The 14892-nt window shown below is 68.4% G+C and carries 16 protein-coding genes; 11 read left to right on the top strand and 5 right to left on the bottom strand.

Annotated features, from left to right (window positions below; all coding sequences use genetic code 11):
- The first annotated feature begins 86 nt into the window (after positions 1–86).
- The gene (gene lepA, locus EII35_RS04505; RefSeq protein ID WP_125227276.1) at positions 87–1910 is read left to right on the top strand and encodes a translation elongation factor 4; all 1824 of its coding nucleotides are present in this window, start codon (positions 87–89) and stop codon (positions 1908–1910) included.
- 14 nt (positions 1911–1924) lie between these two features.
- The gene (locus EII35_RS16620) at positions 1925–2791 is read left to right on the top strand and encodes a class I SAM-dependent methyltransferase (RefSeq protein ID WP_125227275.1); all 867 of its coding nucleotides are present in this window, start codon (positions 1925–1927) and stop codon (positions 2789–2791) included.
- Here EII35_RS16620 and EII35_RS04495 read toward each other — a convergent pair.
- The 3 genes from EII35_RS04495 to EII35_RS04485 are packed head-to-tail and all read right to left on the bottom strand — an operon-like array spanning position 2784 to position 5778.
- Positions 2784–3605 (bottom strand): carbohydrate ABC transporter permease, encoded by an 822-nt coding sequence (locus EII35_RS04495; RefSeq protein ID WP_185744163.1) that lies wholly within the window; start codon positions 3603–3605, stop codon positions 2784–2786. The two genes, EII35_RS16620 and EII35_RS04495, sit on opposite strands and share 8 nt — an antisense overlap.
- On the bottom strand, positions 3605–4495 hold the full coding sequence (locus EII35_RS04490) for a carbohydrate ABC transporter permease (protein ID WP_125227274.1): 891 nt from the start codon (positions 4493–4495) through the stop codon (positions 3605–3607). Before EII35_RS04490 ends, EII35_RS04495 begins: the two co-directional genes overlap by 1 nt.
- Entirely contained in the window at positions 4492–5778 is a 1287-nt protein-coding gene (locus EII35_RS04485; protein WP_125227273.1) for an ABC transporter substrate-binding protein, read from the bottom strand. The genes EII35_RS04490 and EII35_RS04485 overlap by 4 nt, the downstream gene beginning before the upstream one ends.
- A 70-nt stretch (positions 5779–5848) precedes the next feature.
- On the opposite strand from EII35_RS04485, the gene hemW reads away from it, so the two are divergent.
- On the top strand, positions 5849–7054 hold the full coding sequence (gene hemW / locus EII35_RS04480) for a radical SAM family heme chaperone HemW (protein ID WP_125227272.1): 1206 nt from the start codon (positions 5849–5851) through the stop codon (positions 7052–7054).
- Here hemW and EII35_RS04475 read toward each other — a convergent pair.
- Positions 6999–7724 (bottom strand): NUDIX hydrolase, encoded by a 726-nt coding sequence (locus tag EII35_RS04475; RefSeq protein ID WP_125227271.1) that lies wholly within the window; start codon positions 7722–7724, stop codon positions 6999–7001. The two genes, hemW and EII35_RS04475, sit on opposite strands and share 56 nt — an antisense overlap.
- Before the next feature lie 90 nt (positions 7725–7814).
- On the opposite strand from EII35_RS04475, the gene EII35_RS04470 reads away from it, so the two are divergent.
- From EII35_RS04470 to EII35_RS04435, 8 genes are all read left to right on the top strand, one after another.
- Positions 7815–8753: an SPFH domain-containing protein gene (locus tag EII35_RS04470; protein WP_185744162.1), complete on the top strand. Its 939-nt coding sequence runs from the start codon at positions 7815–7817 to the stop codon at positions 8751–8753.
- Positions 8750–9622, top strand: a complete 873-nt coding sequence (locus EII35_RS04465) for an NAD(+)/NADH kinase (RefSeq protein WP_125227269.1) — start codon at positions 8750–8752, stop codon at positions 9620–9622. Before EII35_RS04470 ends, EII35_RS04465 begins: the two co-directional genes overlap by 4 nt.
- Before the next feature lie 9 nt (positions 9623–9631).
- The gene (locus EII35_RS04460; RefSeq protein ID WP_125227268.1) at positions 9632–10312 is read left to right on the top strand and encodes an SDR family oxidoreductase; all 681 of its coding nucleotides are present in this window, start codon (positions 9632–9634) and stop codon (positions 10310–10312) included.
- Between the two features lie 103 nt (positions 10313–10415).
- Positions 10416–10775, top strand: a complete 360-nt coding sequence (locus tag EII35_RS04455; protein ID WP_125227267.1) for a GntR family transcriptional regulator — start codon at positions 10416–10418, stop codon at positions 10773–10775.
- Positions 10772–11479 (top strand): ABC transporter ATP-binding protein, encoded by a 708-nt coding sequence (locus EII35_RS04450; RefSeq protein ID WP_125227266.1) that lies wholly within the window; start codon positions 10772–10774, stop codon positions 11477–11479. The genes EII35_RS04455 and EII35_RS04450 overlap by 4 nt, the downstream gene beginning before the upstream one ends.
- Positions 11464–12279, top strand: coding sequence for a hypothetical protein (locus EII35_RS04445; protein WP_125227265.1), 816 nt, complete (start codon positions 11464–11466; stop codon positions 12277–12279). Before EII35_RS04450 ends, EII35_RS04445 begins: the two co-directional genes overlap by 16 nt.
- Positions 12280–12345: 66 nt before the next feature.
- Positions 12346–13191, top strand: coding sequence for a DUF3097 domain-containing protein (locus tag EII35_RS04440; RefSeq protein ID WP_125227264.1), 846 nt, complete (start codon positions 12346–12348; stop codon positions 13189–13191).
- Between the two features lie 23 nt (positions 13192–13214).
- Positions 13215–14012 carry an inositol monophosphatase family protein gene (locus tag EII35_RS04435; RefSeq protein ID WP_125227263.1) on the top strand — a complete coding sequence of 266 codons (798 nt, stop codon included), beginning with the start codon at positions 13215–13217 and terminating at the stop codon, positions 14010–14012.
- Here the strand turns inward: EII35_RS04435 and EII35_RS04430 are convergent.
- A complete protein-coding gene (locus EII35_RS04430) occupies positions 13998–14828 on the bottom strand; it encodes an MBL fold metallo-hydrolase (RefSeq protein WP_125227262.1) in 831 nt (276 codons plus the stop codon). The genes EII35_RS04435 and EII35_RS04430 overlap by 15 nt on opposite strands.
- Positions 14829–14892: the final 64 nt, after the last annotated feature.

Genomic DNA, 14892 nt, shown 5'->3' with positions numbered 1-14892 from the left:
GATTAGCCGAGTCGTGGGGTTCGGGCCAAATCGGGGCGATCCATGAGATGATGACTCGTCCCGCTCCCCGGAACCAAGGACCGTGAATGCCCGCTCCCGGTAAGACCGACCCGTCGATCATCCGCAACTTCTGCATCATCGCGCACATCGACCACGGCAAGTCGACCCTTGCCGATCGGATGTTGCAGTTGACCAAGGTCGTGGATGAACGCGCGATGCGGGCCCAGTACCTCGACCGGATGGACATCGAACGCGAACGCGGCATCACCATCAAGTCGCAGGCGGTGAGGATGCCGTGGACGGTCGAGGGTACCGAGCACATCCTCAACATGATCGACACCCCAGGCCACGTCGACTTCACCTACGAGGTGTCGCGTTCGCTGGCCGCGTGCGAGGGTGCGATCCTGCTCGTCGACGCCGCCCAGGGCATCGAGGCCCAGACGCTGGCCAACCTGTACCTGGCCCTGGAGGCGGATCTCCACATCATCCCGGTGCTCAACAAGATCGATCTGCCGAGCGCCAACCCGGAGAAGTACGCCGCTGAACTCGCGGGCATCATCGGGTGCGACGAGTCCGAGGTGCTGCAGGTCTCCGCCAAAACCGGTGTGGGGGTTGAGGAACTGCTCAACCAGATCGTGGCGCAGATCCCGCCGCCGGTGGGCGATCCCGACGCTCCCGCCCGGGCCCTGATCTTCGACTCGGTCTACGACACCTACCGGGGTGTGGTCACCTACGTGCGGGTGGTGGACGGCGAGCTGAGTCATCGCGAACGCATTCTCATGATGTCGACGAAGGCCGAGCACGACCTGCTGGAGGTCGGGGTCATCTCCCCGGAGCCCGTCAAGGCGGCGGCCCTCGGCGTGGGCGAGGTCGGTTACCTCATCACCGGGGTGAAGGATGTCCGCCAGTCCCGGGTGGGCGACACCATCACGGGGGCGACGCGCTCCGCCACCGAGGACCTGGGTGGCTACCGCCACCCCAACCCGATGGTCTACGCGGGGCTCTACCCGATCGACGGGGACGACTTCAACGAGCTTCGCGAGGCCCTGGAGAAGCTCCAGCTCAACGACGCCGCCCTCACCTATGAGCCGGAGACCTCCGGAGCGCTGGGTTTCGGGTTCCGGGTCGGGTTCCTCGGTCTGCTCCACATGGAGATCGTCCGGGAGCGTCTCGAGCGTGAGTTCAACCTGGACCTCATCTCAACCGCCCCCAACGTGGTGTACCGGGTGGTGATGGAGGACGGCAGCGAACACACCGTGACCAACCCGTCGGAGTACCCGACGGGCAAGATCGCGGAGGTCCACGAACCTGTGGTCAGGGGCACCATCCTCACCCCGAGCGAGTACATCGGCACCATCCTGGAGCTGTGCCAGACCAGGCGCGGCGTGCAGCGGGGACTCGACTACCTCTCGGAGGACCGCGTCGAGATCCGGTACACGCTGCCCCTGGCCGAGATCGTCTTCGACTTCTTCGACGCCCTCAAGTCACGCACCAAGGGCTACGCCTCGCTGGACTACGAGCCCGACGGTGAGCAGGTCGCCGACCTGGTCAAGGTGGACATCCTCCTCCACGGCGACCCGGTGGACGCCTTCTCCGCGATCGTCCACAAGGACAAGGCCTACTCCTACGGTCTGGCCATGGCGGGCAAGCTCAAGGAGCTCATCCCGCGGCAGCAGTTCGAGGTGCCCATCCAGGCCGCGATCGGCTCCCGGGTGATCGCCCGCGAGACCATCCGCGCCATCCGCAAGGACGTCCTCGCCAAGTGCTACGGCGGTGACATCTCCCGCAAGCGCAAGCTGCTGGAGAAGCAGAAGGAGGGCAAGAAGCGGATGAAGATGGTGGGCCGGGTCGAGGTCCCCCAGGAGGCCTTCGTCGCCGCACTGTCAACCTCGGAGCCGACCAAGAAGTAGGTGGGGGTCGGCGCATGGACCATCTGACGATCAACCGGGCCAACTGGGATGCGCGTGCCGATGTGCACGTCGGCTCCCGTGGGTATGAGGTGGATCGGGTGACGGATCCGCAGTGGATCTCCCGGGTGGTGGCCTTCGACCTGCCGCGGCTGGGGGAGGTCACCGGGCTCGAGGCAGTCCACCTCCAGTGCCATCTCGGCACGGACACGGTGAGCCTGGCTCGTCTCGGGGCCCGGATGACCGGACTCGACCTGTCGCCCCGGTCCATCCATCACGCGCGGCGGATCGCGGCCGAGGCCGGGGTCGAGGTCGACTACGTCGTGGCGGATGTCCTGGATGCGGCGGAGATGTTGGGTCGAGGTCGCTTCGATCTGGTCTACACCGGGATCGGGGCACTGTGCTGGGTACCTGACATCCGGCGCTGGGCCTCAACGGTGCGGGGCCTGCTCCGCCCCGGGGGGCGCCTGTTCGTCAGGGACTCGCACCCGGTGCTGAACTCCCTCGTGGCCCAGGAGGTGGGCCACCCCCATCCGGACCGGGAACAGCAGCCCTGGATCACCGGTCCGGGCCTGGCGACGCCGTCCCTGGAACTGCCCTACTGGGAGGAGACCGAGGCGCTGATCTGGCGTGACGAGTACTCCTACACCGGGGAGGAGGCTGTGGCCTCGCCCGTGTCGATGGAGTGGAATCATGCCCTGTCCGAGATCGTCATGGCGATCCTCGATGTGGGACTGGCGCTGGAACTGCTCGTCGAGCACGACAGTGTGCCCTGGGACGCGTTGCCCGGCCTCATGGTGGCCGACGACCGAGGGGAGTTCCGGCTCAGGGATCGCCCGGAACGGCTCCCGGCGTCCTTCACCCTCATTGCCCGACTCACCTGAGACCCGAGGTGGTCAGCCCTTGGACGAGGAAGCGTTGCAGGAACAGGAAGACCACCAGCATCGGGGCGATCGCGATGAGGGAGCCCATGAAGAGCTCCGGATAGCGGACCCCCTGGCTGGTCATGAACTGGCTGAGGGCGACCTGGACGGTCCGGGTGGCGTCGCGGCCGACGAGTGAGGGCCACAGGAACGCGTTCCACGAGCCGATGAGCACGATGGTTCCGACCGCCGCGATGGTCTCCTTGGCGTTGGGGACGACGATCCGCCAGAAGGCGGTGAAGGGGTTGCAGCCGTCGACGAGGGCGGCGTCCTCCAGCTCGACGGGGAAGTCGAGGAAGGCCTGCCGGAACAGGTAGGTCGCGAAGGCGGAGAACATGCCGGGGATGACCAGCCCCCGGAACGAGTCGATCCAGCCGAACTGGGCCGTGATGATGAACATCGGCACGAAGGTGGTGGCGGCCGGGACCATGAGCGTGAAGATGGTCATGCCCAGCAGCACCCGTGCCGCCCATCCCGTGTACCGGGCGAGCGCGTATCCGGCCATGAGGGAGACGACGACGGTGCCGCAGGTCTGGAGGGTGGCCATGATGGCCGAGTTCAGCATCGCCCTGCCGATCCCGATGGAGTCGTTGGCCAGCAGGGAATCGAGGTTGGTGAGGTTGAGCTGGTCGGGCAGCCAGTTCCAGCGCGCGGCGGTGATGTTCTGGGTGGTGGAGAACGCGTTGCGGACGATGACGTAGAACGGCAGCAGGAAGAACAGGGCCAGCGCAGTCGCCACGCCGTAACGCAGCCCCGTGCCGAGTTTCGTGGACATCAGCGATTCCCCCTGTTCAACACCCGGTTCTGCACGAGACCGAACACGACGATGATGGAGGCCAGGATCATCGTCCCGGCGCCACCCAGGCCGAGGTTCTGCTGGCCGCCGCCGAGCGCGACGAGGTAGAGGTGCACCAGCGGGGGCCGACCGTAGGGCGGGTAGGTGCCGATGGAGCCGAGCATGTTGTAGAACTCGTCGAAGGCCTGGAAGGCGTTGATGAGCAGCAGCATGATGACGGCGACCGAGGTGGCGCGCAGCTGGGGGAGCGTGATGTGACGCAGCACCTTCCAGCCGTGGGCGCCGTCGAGGGCCGCCGCCTCGTAGGTCTCGGGGGGAATCCGCTGGAGGCCCGCGATGAACAGGATCATGTAGAAGCCGGACTGGAGCCACAGCCGCACGGACACCAGCGCCACCCAGTACAGCCCGTTGGCGCCGCCCAGCCAGTTGACGGGGTCCCCGCCGAGGCTGCGGATGAGGGAGTTGACCAGCCCGAACCGGGTGCCGGAGAAGAAACCGAAGCGCCACACGAGGGCGGCGACGACGTAGGACACGGCCGTCGGGATGAAGTACACGGAGCGGAAGAACGCCTGGCCCCAGCGCAGGCCGTTGAGGAGCAGCGCGAGACCGAGTGAACAAACGTAGGTGAGCGGGACGATCCCGAGGGCGAAGATCGCGAACACGATGAGGGAGTCCCGGAACAGCGGGTCGGCCAGCAGCGTCGCGTAGTTCTCCAACCCGACGAAACGGGTCGGGGTGAGCGTGTTCCTCGCCTCGAAGAGGGACAGGCCCGCGCTCCAGAGAATCGGGACGTAGACGAAGACGAGCAGGCCGACCGCGAAGGGGGCTGTGAACAGGAGGAACCACAGCCCCCCGCGGTGCCGGGTCACCCCTTCAGCTTCTCGAGCTCAGCGGCGACGAGGTCGGCGAAGCCGTTGAACGCATCCTTCGGGTCGGTGCCCTGTTTGACGACGTTGCTGATGGCGGCCGAGTAGGTGTCACCCAGCGAGCCGGACCACATGATGTCGTTGGCGAAGCCGTGCTCCTCGACGAATCGCGCCGCATCCGCGCCGGGACCGGACTGCAGCTTGCTGGCCTTGGCGACCAGGGACTTGCGGGCCGGGATGTGGGTGCCGTAGGAGTCGGAGAAGTCGACCTGCTTGTCGGTCTGGTCGATCCACAGCCACTTGACGAAGTCCTTCGCGGCCTGGACGTTCCTGCCCTTGGCGGCCACGCACGCGCCGAAGGCGCCGAAGGGAACCGCCGGTCGGCCCGTCGCGCCGATCCTCGGGAACGGCAGCACCGCGACGTCGTCGCCGTGGGCGGCGATCATCTCGGGCAGCGTCCACAGCCCGGTCCACTGCATGGCGGTCTCGCCCTGGGCGAACGGCGCCCCCGAGTACCACTCGGCCGAGGCGGCCTGCAGCAGGCCCTTGGAGGTGGAGAACTCCCGGTAGGCGGTCAGCGCGGCGTAGAACTCGTCGGTGAGGAATGCCGCCTTGGTGCGTTCCTCGTCGAGCTGGGTGTGGCCCGAGGCCCACAGCAGCATGGTGCCGAGCACCGCGACACCCCCGTCGTTGCCGGCGTAGAAGCCGCCCATGTCCGGGGTGGCGACGGCGTTGGCCGCGGCGACGAGCTCCTCGAAGGTGGTGGGCGGGTTGACCCCCGCGGCCTGGAGTATGGACGGACGGTAGAACAGGAGCTGCATGTCGATGGTCTGTGGGATGCCGTGGACCTTGCCGTCGAAGGTGAACCGCTTCATCACGGCGTCGTTGAAGTCGTCCTTGACCGGGGAGATGAGTTCGGTGAGGTCCGCGATCTGCCCCGAGCGGATCATGTCGAGCGAGCCGCCCTGCTCGACCTCGAACACATCCGGCACGTCGTCGGTGAGGAGCTGGGCGGCGAGGATCTGCCCGTAGTCCCCGGGGGTCCACTTCACCTCCACCTTCGCGTCCGGATACTCCGCCGCGTACCGTTTCACGGCCTCCTGGACCCCCTGCTCACCGTACTCGTGGTACCACTGGCTGAGGGTGATCCCGGAGCCGTCATCCCCGGAAGAGGTCGTCGGGGCGGCGGAGGAGCCACCCAGTCCGCTGTTGTTGCCGCAGGCGGTGAGGGTGGCGGCGGTGGCGAGACCGCCGAGGCCAAGGATGCTGCGTCGCGTGAGGTTCATGTCCCAAGTCTTCCAGTTCCGCTGAGGTTTCATGACGGGTAACGCGGAAGAGGGGCGCTATTCTTCCCTGATGCCCAGCCTGCCACCCCCCGGTGACCCGGCCCCGGCCGACGGCGCCCTTCCCGGGACTGCCCTCGCCGAGGTGCCGCACCGTCCGCTGGTGGCCTACGTCCACGTGCCGTTCTGCCGGACGAGGTGCGGCTACTGTGACTTCAACACCTACACGCCCTCCGAGTTGGCGGGCATGTCCACCGGCGACTATCGGTCGGCGGTGGTGGCGGAGATGGATCTTGCGGCGAAGGTGCTCGGCGACGATCGCCCCGCCCTGACCACGGTGTTCCTCGGTGGCGGCACCCCGACCATGCTGCCCGCGGAGCACCTGGTGGGGCTGCTCGGGGAGTTGAGGGAGAGGTTCGGCCTGGCCGCGGACGCCGAGGTGACGACGGAGGCCAACCCGGAGACCGTCGATCCCGCCTACCTGGCGACGCTGCGGGAGGGCGGGTTCACCCGGATCTCCCTCGGCATGCAGTCCGTGGTGCCTCACGTCCTGGCCACCCTGGAGCGCGCCCACACGCCGGGACGCGGTCTCGAGGTCGCCCGCTGGGCGACCGAGGCGGGCTTCGACCACGTGTCCCTCGACCTGATCTTCGGGGCCCCAGGGGAGTCCGAGGCCGACTGGCGGCGCAGTCTCGACGCCGTCACCGAGGCCCCCGTCGACCACGTCTCCGCCTACTCCCTCATCGTCGAGGAGGGGACCCGGCTGGCGTTGCGGGTGCGGCGGGGCGAGGTGCCGATGCCGGATGACGACGAACTGGCGGCGAAATACCTGCTCGCGGAGGAGGTGCTCACCTCGGCGGGGTTCAGCAACTACGAGACCAGCAACTGGGCGCGCGAGGGGGGACGGTGCCGCCACAACCTCGCCTACTGGCGAGGGGCGAACTGGTGGGGGTTCGGGCCGGGCGCCCACAGCCACATCGGAGGGGTGCGGTTCTGGAATCGTCGACACCCCCGCAGCTACGCCGCCGAGTGCCTGGCGGGCAGGTCACCCGCGCAGGCCAGGGAGGTGCTCACTCCGGAGGATCGACGCATCGAACGGGTGATGCTGGAGCTGCGACTCGCCGACGGCCTGCCGCTGATGGTCCTCTCGGGCAGCGAACGGGAACGCGTCGGGGACATCGTCGCGGAGGGGCTGGCCGAGATCCGCTCGGAGCGGCTCGTCCTCACCCTGCGCGGTCGGCTGTTGGCGGATGGGGTCGTGCTTCGCCTGCTCGACTGAGGCCGTCCCGGAGCACCGCCGGGTGGAGTGATTCGGCCTCGCCCGCCCGGTACAGCGCGGCGGGCCGGCCCCGACCCCCGGAGCGGGTGCCGCACTCCACGACGAAACCGGGGGAGCCCAGGACCTTCCGGGAGAAGTTGCGCGGATCGAGCCCCTGTCCCCACGCGGTCTCGTAGACCGCCCGGAGTTCGCGCATCGTGAACTCCGGGGCGCAGAACTTCGTGGCGATGGTGGTGTACTCCAGCTTCGCCCGGGCGCGTTCGAGTCCGACGGCGAGGATCTCCGCGTGGTCGAATGCCAGCGGGGGCAGATCCGCCACGTCGAACCAGGCGGCCTCGGCGGCGTCGCTGCCCGCGACGAGCGGGCCGGGGGAGGGGGTCAGCGCGAGATGGGCGACGGAGACCACGCGCCCTCTCGGGTCGCGGTCCGGTTCCCCGAAGGTGGCGAGTTGCTCCAGGTGGGCCGACTCCACCACGAGTCCGGCCTCCTCGACCAGCTCCCGCCGTGCTGCGTCGAGCACGGACTCATCGTCGAGCACGAAGCCGCCGGGCAGGGCGAAGGCCCCCAGGAAGGGGGGAATGCCTCGGCGAACGAGGGCCACCTTGAGTTGGTCCTCATGGATGGTGAGGATGACGAGATCCACGGCGAGGGTGAGCTTCGGCAGGTCCACGCCATCACTATACCCGACATATCCTGTCAACTTGACAGTAATCTTACCGAAGAATATTGTCACTCCAACAAAAAAGAAGGGAGTGAAGCCATGGCCACCATCCGCAGGTACCCGTTCCTGTCCCACGTCACCGTCGACACCAACTCTGAACTGCTCATCGCCAGGGGTGGCCGAATCCGCTCCCTCGGAGCTGGGGCCGCCACCTGGTTCAGTCCGTTGGGTACCGCCCTGGCCGAGGTCCCGCTGGAGGACCTCAGTTTCGGCAGCATCGTCCGGGGTCTCACCTCCGACCGCCAGGAGATCACCGTCCAGATGGCACTGGTCGTCCGCCTGCTCGACGCCGACCTCGTTGCCCGACGCTTCGACTTCGCCATCGACCACGCCACCGGGTCCTGGACCGGGTCCCCGCTCCAGGCCGTCCAGACCCGAATCGTCGAGCGCATCCAGCAGATCGTGGCCGAGACCGTCGGCCGAGCCACGCTCGAGACGGTCCTCGCCACAGGATTCGAACAGGTGGGGACGGGGCTGGCTGCCGGACTCGAGAACGCAGCGGACCTCGCGGCGGTGGGCATCGCGGTGCTCGAGGCGCGCGTGCTGTCCCTGCGGGCCGACGAGGATCTGGAGCGGGCATTCCAGACCGTCACCCGGGAGGCCGCCCAGGCCGAGGCTGACCGGGCCACCTACGAGCGTCGCGCCCAGGCCGTCGAGCGGGAACGAGCCATCAAGGAGAACGAGCTGAACAACCGCACCGAACTGGCGAGACGCCAGGCGGAACTGGTGGAACTCGAGGGAGCCAACGAGCGCCGTCGCACCGAACAGACCGTGGAGCGCAACCGACTCCTCGCCGAGTCCGAACGGGAGGCACTGGCGGCCAGGCTGGAGACCCTCGGCAGCGCCGACCGGGTGGCGATCATCGCAGCCCTGCTCCCCGAACTGGCCGGGGTGCTCCCCAGGATCGACGCCCTCACCGTCACACCCGACATGCTGGGCAGCGCCATCCGAAACCTCGTCGACGGTGCCCGGGCATGAGCGCCCCGCGACTGGTGGTCGTGCACCGCCACACCGAACTCGAGGAACTCCTCGCTCGCCACGCCACCCTCGGGGCGGTGGAGTTCTTCCTCGCCTCCCGCGGCCAGGCCCTGGCCCCGCTCCAGGATGTGGATCGCGCCCAGCGGCGCACCCTCGAGGAGGTGGTGGCGCTCACGCCCAGTGATTGGCGCAACGCGGTGGTGGAACGCTCCATGCTCTCCCGCTTCCTCTTCGAGGCCGACGACCTGATCGTCGTCGTGGGGCAGGACGGGCTCGTCGCCAACGTCGCCAAATATCTCGACGGACAGCCCGTCGCGGGCATCAACCCCTCCGGGAGGGGGCCGCTGTGTGGTCACTCCCTCGGCACGCTGCGCCGTGTGCTGGAGGAGCCGGGACCCGTCGAGGAGAGGCACCTCGTGGAGGCGGTCCTCGACGACGGGCAGCAGCTCCGGGCCCTCAACGAGGTCTACATCGGCGACCGGGGACACCAGTCGTCCCGTTACGCACTCGGCGTGGCCGGGGAGTGGGAGGAGCAGTCCTCCTCGGGGGTCATCGTCGGCACCGGAACCGGTGCCTCCGGGTGGCTGGCGTCACTGTGGCTCCAGAACCGCCCGGACTTCGACCTTCCCGGCCCGACGGCGGAGGAGTTCGCGTACTTCGTGAGGGAGCCGTGGCCCCAGGGCGGCAGGGCGGCGAGCCTTGTGGGCGGCCTCCGGGCGGCAGGGGAGAGGGTCGAGCTCGTCTCCCGTGGGCGCCTCGTCGTCTTCGGCGACGGGCTCGAATCCGACTTCCTCCGACTCGAATGGGGGCAGCGAGTCACGATCGGACTCTCCGAGACCTGCCTGAGGCTTGTGGCCGGGCAGGGATAGGTTGGGGGCATGAAACCTCTTGCCCTCGTCACCGGGGCCTCTCGCGGAATCGGTCTGGCCATCGCCCGGGAACTGTCCAGCACTCATCGCATCCTCGTGGGTGGCCGCACTTCGGAGTCCGTCGCCCGGGTCGTGGCTGAGCTTCCCGACGCGGCCCCCTTCGTCGTCGACCTCGCCGACGAGGACGCCGTGGCCGCCGCCTGCGTCGGCATCGATCGTCTGGACGTGCTCGTGCACTCGGCCGGGGTTCTCGGAACCGGCCGTGTCGCCGAGCTCACCCGCTCGACGTGGCGTGAGGTGTTCGAGACCAACGTGTTCGCAGTCGCCGACCTGACCCGCATCCTGGTGCCCGCCCTCGAGGCCGCCCGGGGGCAGGTCGTGGCCATCAACTCCGGTTCCGGGTTCACCTCCTCCCCCGGAGGAGCGGTCTACGCCGGATCCAAGTTCGCACTGCGGGCCCTCACCGACGCCCTGCGTGAGGAACTGCGCGGGCGGGTACGGGTGTGCTCGATCCACCCGGGGCGCACGGACACCGACATGCAGCGCCAGCTCCGGGCCGCAGAGGGCCACGCCGACTACGACGGTTCCCGATACGTGTCCCCGGCCTCCGTGGCGGCGGCCGTGAGGCTCGCCGTCGACACGCCCCCCAGCGCTGCCGTGGAGAACCTCAGCATCCGTCCCTCCTGCTGACGACGGGACTGCCCGCGACCGTGGTTCCGCCAACGCCGTGACACGACCCGTCACTGTGCTACTGTATTAAGTACTTAATACAGCGATACGGAAGGAGGGGGATGTGGACTTCGACCCGAGCAGGCCGATCTGGCTCCAGTTGAAGCAGGAGTTCTCCCGACGCATCGCCGTCGGATACTGGCCGGCCGGGGTGCAGATCCCCGGCGTGCGCGAACTCGCACTCGACCTGGGGGTCAACCCCAACACCGTGCAGCGCACCCTCGCGGAGATGGAACGCGACGGCCTGTGCCGATCCGAACGAGCCGTCGGCCGCTTCATCACCGACGACCACACCGTCATCTCGGCACTCCGCAGGGACCTCGCCGCGTCGGCTGCGGATGACTTCATCGCTCGCTGTCAAGGCGTCGGACTCACCGGCGACGACGCCGTCCAACTCGTCACAGAAAGGTGGCACCTCACATGAACGCCCTCATCCGTGCGCACTCGCTCACCAAACGGTTCGGGTCGCTCGCGGCCCTCGACTCCTTGGATCTGGAGCTCACCGGAGGCCGGATCGTCGGTCTCCTCGGTGAGAACGGCTGTGGCAAGACCACGCTGCTCAAGATCCTCGCCGGGGTCATGCAGGACCACGAGGGTGAGGTCGAGGTGTGCGGTCACGTCCCCGGCCCCGAGTCGAAGGCCCAGGTGAGCTTCCTCCCTGATGCGAGCTTCCTCGCCCTCGGCAGCACCCTCGAACGGTGCATCCAGTTCCACGGCGACTTCTTCGGCGATTTCCAGGCCGACAGGGCCAGGGACACGGCCGAGTTCTTCGGACTCGACACCGACATGAAGCTGAAGAACATGAGCAAGGGGATGCGCGAGAAGGCCCAGGTGGCCCTCGCCATGTCCCGTCGCGCACGGGTCTTCCTTCTGGACGAACCCATCTCCGGGGTCGATCCGGCCGCTCGCGAGGTGATCCTCCAGGGGATCGTCCGCAACCTCGAGGAGGACGCCCTGGTCCTCATCTCCACCCATCTCATCCACGACCTCGAGCCCATCCTCGACTCGGTGGTCATGATGCGCAGGGGCAAGGTCCTCCTCAGCGGTGAGGTCGACGACCTGCGCGCCACCCACAACCTCAGCATCGACGCTCTCTTCCGGAAGGCATACTCATGGTCGGCACACTGATCAAGCACGAAGTACGGCGCACCCTGCCCGCCATCGCAGCCGTCTACGGCGTCGCGGCGGTGTCGATCCTCACCGCCGGGTTGCTCGCGGCGTCCAACATCCCGGTGCTGTCCCAGATGGGAATGGTGATCGTCGTGACCCTGCTGGGTGGCACGACCTTCGGACTCCAGGTGTACCTGGCCCGCGACTTCTGGTCGACCGGGTTCGGGCAGCAGGGCTACCTCACCCACAGCCTGCCCCTTCCCGGCCGGGTGATCCTCCGGGCGCGCCTCCTGTGGGCCGCCGCGGTGGCGGCATTCGCCTCCATCTGGATGGCGGTCATGGCCTTGGTGTCGATCATCTTCCTCACCCCGGCATTCATGCCCGGAGCCGACGGTCTGGCCGCGCTCCGCCAGGCACTGGAGGTCATCGCCCAGCACACCGAGCCGTGGCACCTCGTGGCCGTGTTCCTGCTCCTGTGGTTGGGGAATGCCGCCAACCAGTTCAACCTCTACTTCGCGGCATCCCTGGGTAGCTCGCCGCGGTTGGTGGGCCTGGGGGCCGCTGGGCCGGTGCTCGTCTGGATCGTCTCGGGATTCGTCTTCCAACTCCTTGGCCTCCTCTCCCTGCTGATCCCGTTGGCCTACACGGACACGGGGGCAGGACACCAGGTGCAGGTCGTGAACATCCTGGCCATGATCGGCCGGAACACCGACACGTTCTTCCTGCCCCTGGGGTGGGTGGTCACCCTCATCGCCTGCGTCGTGGTCATCCTCCTCTGGATGAGGCACGTGTGGGACCGGCAGATCTCACTGCGCTGATCCAGGACCTCAGGGGTGCCCGGTCGTGTCCCCGCACGGCCGGGCACCGCGCTGTAAGGTGATCGGGTGCAGCGATACCCCGACGACGTGCTCAAGCCGGGCTGGCAGAGGGCCCACCTCAAGCAGACCCGGGACGTCCCCGTCGAGAAGGACATGGTGGTCGAGGTCGGGGAGTTCTGCGGTGCGGTGGTCGGCTGGGAGAACGGGATCGTGGTCCTGGAGGACCGCAAGGGGCGGCGTCGCAGTTTCCCGTTCGGGCCGGGCTTTCTGCTCGAGGGTCAACCGGTCGCCCTGAGGGCGCCCATGCGGGGCGGCGTGTCCCGGCCGCGCTACACCGCCTCCGGGTCCAGGGTGGGCGAGGAGCCCGCGAGGGCGCGGGTGGCACTGCCCAGCCGGATCTACGTGGAGGGCCGTCACGACGCGGAACTCGTCGAGAAGGTGTGGGGGGACGACCTGCGCCACGTCGGCGTCGTCGTCGAGTACCTCGGTGGGATCGACGACCTCCCGGCCATCGTCGAGGAGTTCGCCCCGCAACCCGGACGGCGGCTGGGGGTGCTCGTCGACCATCTCGTCCCGGGCAGCAAGGAGTCCCGGATCGCGAAAGAGGTCTCGCGGGCCGGTTACGGCGAGGTCGTCCTCGTCACGGGTCACGAGTTCATCGACATCTGGCAGGCGATCAGACCCGAACGCATCGGGCGCAAGCAATGGCCCGTCGTGCCGATGGACCAGGACTTCAAGAAGGGCACCCTCAAGGCACTGGGGCTCCCGCACGCCGATCAGGCCGACGTCGCCCGCGCCTGGCAGGCCATGCTCGCCCGGGTGAGGACCTGGCGGGATCTGGAGCCGCAGCTCAACCAGCGGATGGAGATGCTCATCGATTTCGTGACGCAGGACCACATCGAGCGGGACTGAGCATCGGGATAGGGTGAGGGTTCATGGACACCGAAGCCATCCTCGACCTGATGAAGGAGACCGCCGAGGCGGTCATCAATCCCCGCTTCCGCGCCCTGGAAGAGGGGGACATCTCATCGAAGTCGAGCCCCGGCGACCTCGTCACCATCGCCGACAAGGAGGCGGAGGCCCACCTCACCGAGGCCCTCGCCAGGATCTACCCCGACGCGCTCATCGTCGGCGAGGAGACGGTGTTCTCCCGGCCGGAGCTGCGGTGGCGGATTCCCAATGCGGATCACGCCTTCGTCATCGACCCCATCGACGGGACCAGGAACTTCGTGCGGGGCAGGGACGAGCACGGGGTGATGCTCGCCGAGACCCGGGGCGGGGTGACCACCCGCGGCTGGATCTGGCAGCCCCGGACCGGCCGTGGCTACACGGTCGAGCGCGGTGCAGGGGTCCTGCTCAACGGTTCGCCGCTCGTCGCCGAACGCCCTGATCGGCTGCCGCTCGGGGCGTCGTCGAAGGACCGGCTGCAGGGGTTCACCGCGGACGGGGCGCTGAGCCCCGTCAGACGGACCAACTTCTCCTGCGCCTTCGACTACCCGTCAATCCTCCACGGTGAGTTCGACTTCGTCTTCTACACCTCGATGCATCCGTGGGACCATCTGGCCGGCTGCCTCATGGTGACGGAGGCCGGGGGAGTGGCGAGGACCATGGACGGCCTCGCCTACACCGTCTCGTCCCGGTCCCGCGGCCTCATGGTCGCCAACGACACCCTCACCTGGATCACGGCCCAGCAGCGTTGGCCCGCGGAACCGCGGGGGTCACACCAGGGGTAGGGTGCGACGCGCAGGCACACCCTGCCGGGTCAGTGTCGCCCACACGTGGTCGAGGGCAGCCCTCACGGTGTCGGGCCCGAAGGGCCACTCCGCGGAGCCCAGCGCCTCCTCGACCGTGCGCCCCTGCCGGTACAGGGAATCGGCGGTGCCGTGGAGCATGGCCAGCTGGGCGCGTTGCCGGAAGCAGAACTCCCGGTCCACGACGGGGCCGTGCCCGGGCACGAACCGGGTGGCCTCCCCGGAGGCCCCCAGCACCCCGTCGAGGGCGGTGGGCCAGGAGGCGAGATCCGTGGACTCGGAGATGCAGGGATCCTGATCTGACTCGATGGTGTCCCCGGTGAAGATGACATCCTGACCCGGCACGACGACGAAGAGATCGGTGCGGGTGTGGGCCGGCCCGAAGTGGAGGATCTCCAGGCGGACCCCGCCGAGGTCGACGGCACGCATGAGGGTGAGGGTGACGTCCGGTTCGGGCAGGACGGCCATCCCCACCTCATGGGCGGCCGCCACCACCTCGGTCTCCGGGGCGGCGAGCAGGTCCTCGTGGGCGATGCTGACCACCCCCGTCATCCCGGCGATGCCGAACCAGTGGTCGTGGTGGGCGTGGGTGACCACGACGTGGCTGACCTCGACCCCGGCCTGTTCCCGGGCGGACGCGAGCAGCGCCGCCCCCTGGGCGGGGCTGGATCCCGCGTCGACGAGGGCCGCGCGGTCGTCGCCGACGACGAGCCCGATGTTGACGCCGTGGGGTTCGCAGCGGGCGACGAACACGCGCTCGGCGACACGCCGCCAGGGTCCTTCTGTGAAGCCGGTCATGGGGGCAGAGCCTACCCGGGCCCGTCATGACATGACCCCCGCCCGAGGTCCACTACACTGGCAC

The sequence above is a fragment of the Arachnia propionica genome (genome assembly GCF_003932785.1).
Taxonomy (GTDB): domain Bacteria; phylum Actinomycetota; class Actinomycetes; order Propionibacteriales; family Propionibacteriaceae; genus Arachnia; species Arachnia propionica_B.
Note: the sequence above shows the minus strand (reverse complement) of the source record. Positions and strands in the feature narration are given on the sequence as shown.